Genomic DNA, 3037 nt, shown 5'->3' with positions numbered 1-3037 from the left:
GTAATAGTCCGACGAACACCGTCTTGCGGAGTTGAGCAGGCGGCGTGAAGATGGCGTCCACGATGAAACAAGCGGACGCCAAAATTGGAGTGCCTGCAGCGACACAAGAACGCGCCAGGACGCGGCGCACCTACGCGCTGCAGTTCAAGCGCGATGTGGTAGCCCAATGCCTGGAGCCGGGGGCCTCGGTCTCTGCGATCGCGCTGAGCCACGGCATCAATGCCAACGTCATCCGCAAATGGCTGCCCAGGCATGGGGGCGTGACATCGACAGCCATGGCCACGATGCTCCCAGTCATGGTGGAGCCTGCGGCCGTGCCCGTGAACCCAAAGCCGCGCACGACAATGCCTCTGGCCGGTCCGCGCCCACCGATTGAACTGATCTTGAATGACGCCACCGTGCGCCTGCCTGCCGGATTCGACCCGGCGGAGCTGCGCAGCATCGTGCAGATCCTGGCGGCGCATCGATGATCGGGCTGCCCGCGGGCACGCGAGTGTGGCTGGCAGCGGGCCTGACCGACATGCGCAAAGGCTTCGATGGCTTGTGCACACTGGCGCAAAGTGCGCTCGCCCAGGACCCGTTCTGCGGCCATGTGTTTGTGTTCCGGGGCCGCCGGGGCGACATCATCAAACTGCTGTGGTGGGACGGCCAGGGTTTGTGCCTGTTCGCCAAGCGCCTGGAGAGGGGCCGCTTCGTCTGGCCGCAGGCCACCAGCGGCGCCGTGTCACTGACGCCGGCCCAGCTGTCCATGCTGCTGGAGGGCATCGACTGGAGAATGCCCACGCGTACCTGGCAACCACAGCGTGCTGCGTAGGCCAACACCGAACCGTGTTCGTCAACGGTTGACAGGGACATTCCTATGGCGAACGATGGTACGCGGTGGCACAGTCATGCTCCATGAGCGCGGACGAGCAACAAGCCAGGATCGATACGCTGAGCGGCGAACTGAAGATTGCGCACCTGACCATCGACAAGCTCAAGATCGAGTTGAGCTATCTGCGGCGCATGCAGTACGGGCGCTCCAGCGAGAAACTGGACCATGCCGGCCAAATGGAGTTGATGGATTGCGCTCTGGCGCCAGTGCCTGCAGCCAATGATGCCGGCGCCTCCCACGTCACCCCAATAGCCGGGCGCAAGAAGGACACGGGCAAGACTCGTCCAGGGCTGCGTGAATTGCCGGCCCATTTGCCGCGCCAAACCGTCGTGCACAACCCTGAGGGTGGGTGCAACTGCGCGGCCTGCGGCAACGGGCTGCGCGTGATCGGCCAGGATGTCTCGGAAGTTCTGGAGTACGAGCCCGGCAACTTCCTGGTCATTCGCCATGTACGCCCCAAGCTGGCCTGTGGCAATTGCCAAAGCATCTCCCAGGCTCTAGCGCCCAAGCGGCCGGTTGAACGCGCCCTGGCTGGTGCCGGGCTGATGACCCATGTGCTGGTGAGCAAATATGCCGACCACACGCCGCTGTATCGGCAAAGCCAGATCTTTGCGCGTGATGGCGTCGAGCTGGCCGTCTCCACCCTGACGGACATCGTCGCTGGAGCAGCGTGGCTGCTCACCCCGCTGGCCCAGGCCATGGGCCGCTACGTGCTGAGCGGCTCCAAGATCCATGGCGACGACACGCCGATTCGGGTGCTGGGCGGCGCCAAGAACAAGGCCAAGACTGGGCGTCTGTGGGTTTATGTGCGCGATGACCGCGCCGGTGGCGACACGGCGCCAGCGGCCGTGTGGTTTCAATACTCCGCTGATCGCAAGGGCGAGCACCCCAGGCGCCACCTTCGGGACTTCGAGGGCATCCTGCAGGCCGACGCGTTCAGTGGGTACAACCGGCTGTTCGAGGATGGGCGCATCGTGGAGGCCGCATGCTGGAGCCACGCCAGAAGAAAGTTCTACGACATCCACGAGCAGCAGCACAAGCTGGCCGGCACGCTGGCACACGAGGCCTTGCAGCGCATTGCGGCCATCTTTGCGATCGAGGCCGAGATCCAGGGCCAGTCACCCGAAGAGCGAAGTCGCCAGCGAAGGCGTCGAACGCGCCCGATACTGGACGAATTGCAGCGCTGGATGAGCGCCACATTGGCACAGGTCTCGGCCAAGTCGCCGATGGCGCTGGCCATGGGCTACTCGATGAGCAACTGGCGGGCGTTGACCCGATTCGTGGACGACGGACGCATGGAGGCGCACAACAACATCGCCGAGCGGGCCTTGCGCGGTGTGGCCATCGGGCGCAAGAACTATCTGCACCTGGGCTCGGACAGCGGGGGTGAGCGTGCCGCCGTGATCTACAGTCTGCTGGGCACGGCCAAGCTCAACGGTTTGAATCCACGGGCCTATCTGCGCCATGTGCTCGAGCGCATCGCCGAGCACCCGAGCAATCGCATCGATGAGTTGCTGCCGTGGGTGGTGGCAGAGCAAATGCAACAGTCCCCGGAGTTCGTGCGCCGGGTGGCCTGACGATGCTGTGCCGTTGGCACAATGGTCGTCATGAATGACGCTAAGCTGATAGAGGCACTGTCAAATGCCAGCAGCCTTGAACTGTTCGAGCTCTCCACCCTCATTGACCGGTTGCTGGCCGACCCCCGGCGCATCGTCGCGGTACTCAATCGACTCAACCTTGGCAAATCGGTGCGATTCATGGATGGGCGCACGGGCCACATGCGCTCGGGCAAGGTCGTGGCGATGAAGGGGGACCAGGTGACGGTGCACGAGGATGGCACCCGCTCGCAGTGGAAGATGTCGTACGCCGCCATCGATCCGGGGGACGCCAGCGAGCGGGTCGATGGCCCAACACCCACGGTCCATCAAACGCCGGTGCACAAGCCCGGACCAGAGGACTTCCGCCGTGGCGACAAGGTCTCGTTCACCGACAAATATCTGCAGCCCCAAGTGGGGACCATCACCCGCATCAATCAGCGCACGGCCTCTGTCGATTGCGAAGGCGGCACCGGCTGGCGTGTCCCGTTTGCCATGCTGCGTCATGTCATGGACATCTGACTCAACAAGGTCAGGTCGTCAACGACGGTGTTCGTCGAACTATTAC

Annotated in this window: 4 protein-coding genes; all 4 read left to right on the top strand. The window is 63.8% G+C overall.

The features are described 5' to 3' along the window. Positions 1 to 62: 62 nt before the first annotated feature. The 4 genes from tnpA (at position 63) to B0E49_RS00055 (ending at position 2991) form a co-directional block, all read left to right on the top strand. A complete protein-coding gene (gene tnpA, locus B0E49_RS00070) occupies positions 63 to 470 on the top strand; it encodes an IS66-like element accessory protein TnpA (protein ID WP_144264376.1) in 408 nt (135 codons plus the stop codon). Beyond that, positions 467 to 814: an IS66 family insertion sequence element accessory protein TnpB gene (tnpB, locus tag B0E49_RS00065; protein WP_077559939.1), complete on the top strand. Its 348-nt coding sequence runs from the start codon at positions 467 to 469 to the stop codon at positions 812 to 814. The genes tnpA and tnpB overlap by 4 nt, the downstream gene beginning before the upstream one ends. Positions 815 to 897: 83 nt before the next feature. Next, entirely contained in the window at positions 898 to 2451 is a 1554-nt protein-coding gene (gene tnpC / locus B0E49_RS00060) for an IS66 family transposase (protein ID WP_077559938.1), read from the top strand. Between the two features lie 30 nt (positions 2452 to 2481). Then, the gene (locus B0E49_RS00055; RefSeq protein WP_174571046.1) at positions 2482 to 2991 is read left to right on the top strand and encodes a hypothetical protein; all 510 of its coding nucleotides are present in this window, start codon (positions 2482 to 2484) and stop codon (positions 2989 to 2991) included. Positions 2992 to 3037 lie beyond the last annotated feature (46 nt).

This window comes from Polaromonas sp. C04, from assembly GCF_002002705.1.
GTDB lineage: Bacteria > Pseudomonadota > Gammaproteobacteria > Burkholderiales > Burkholderiaceae_C > Rhodoferax_A.
The sequence above is the reverse complement of the archived record's forward strand: the minus strand, read 5'-3'. Positions and strand labels throughout refer to the sequence as shown.

What these genes read in the sequence shown, in the direction of transcription:
- tnpA (WP_144264376.1), top strand. Translation starts at nt 63, where the DNA reads ATGAAACAAGCGGACGCCAAAATTGGAGTGCCTGCAGCGACACAAGAA.
- tnpB (WP_077559939.1), top strand. Translation starts at nt 467, where the DNA reads ATGATCGGGCTGCCCGCGGGCACGCGAGTGTGGCTGGCAGCGGGCCTG.
- tnpC (WP_077559938.1), top strand. Translation starts at nt 898, where the DNA reads ATGAGCGCGGACGAGCAACAAGCCAGGATCGATACGCTGAGCGGCGAA.
- B0E49_RS00055 (WP_174571046.1), top strand. Translation starts at nt 2,482, where the DNA reads ATGAATGACGCTAAGCTGATAGAGGCACTGTCAAATGCCAGCAGCCTT.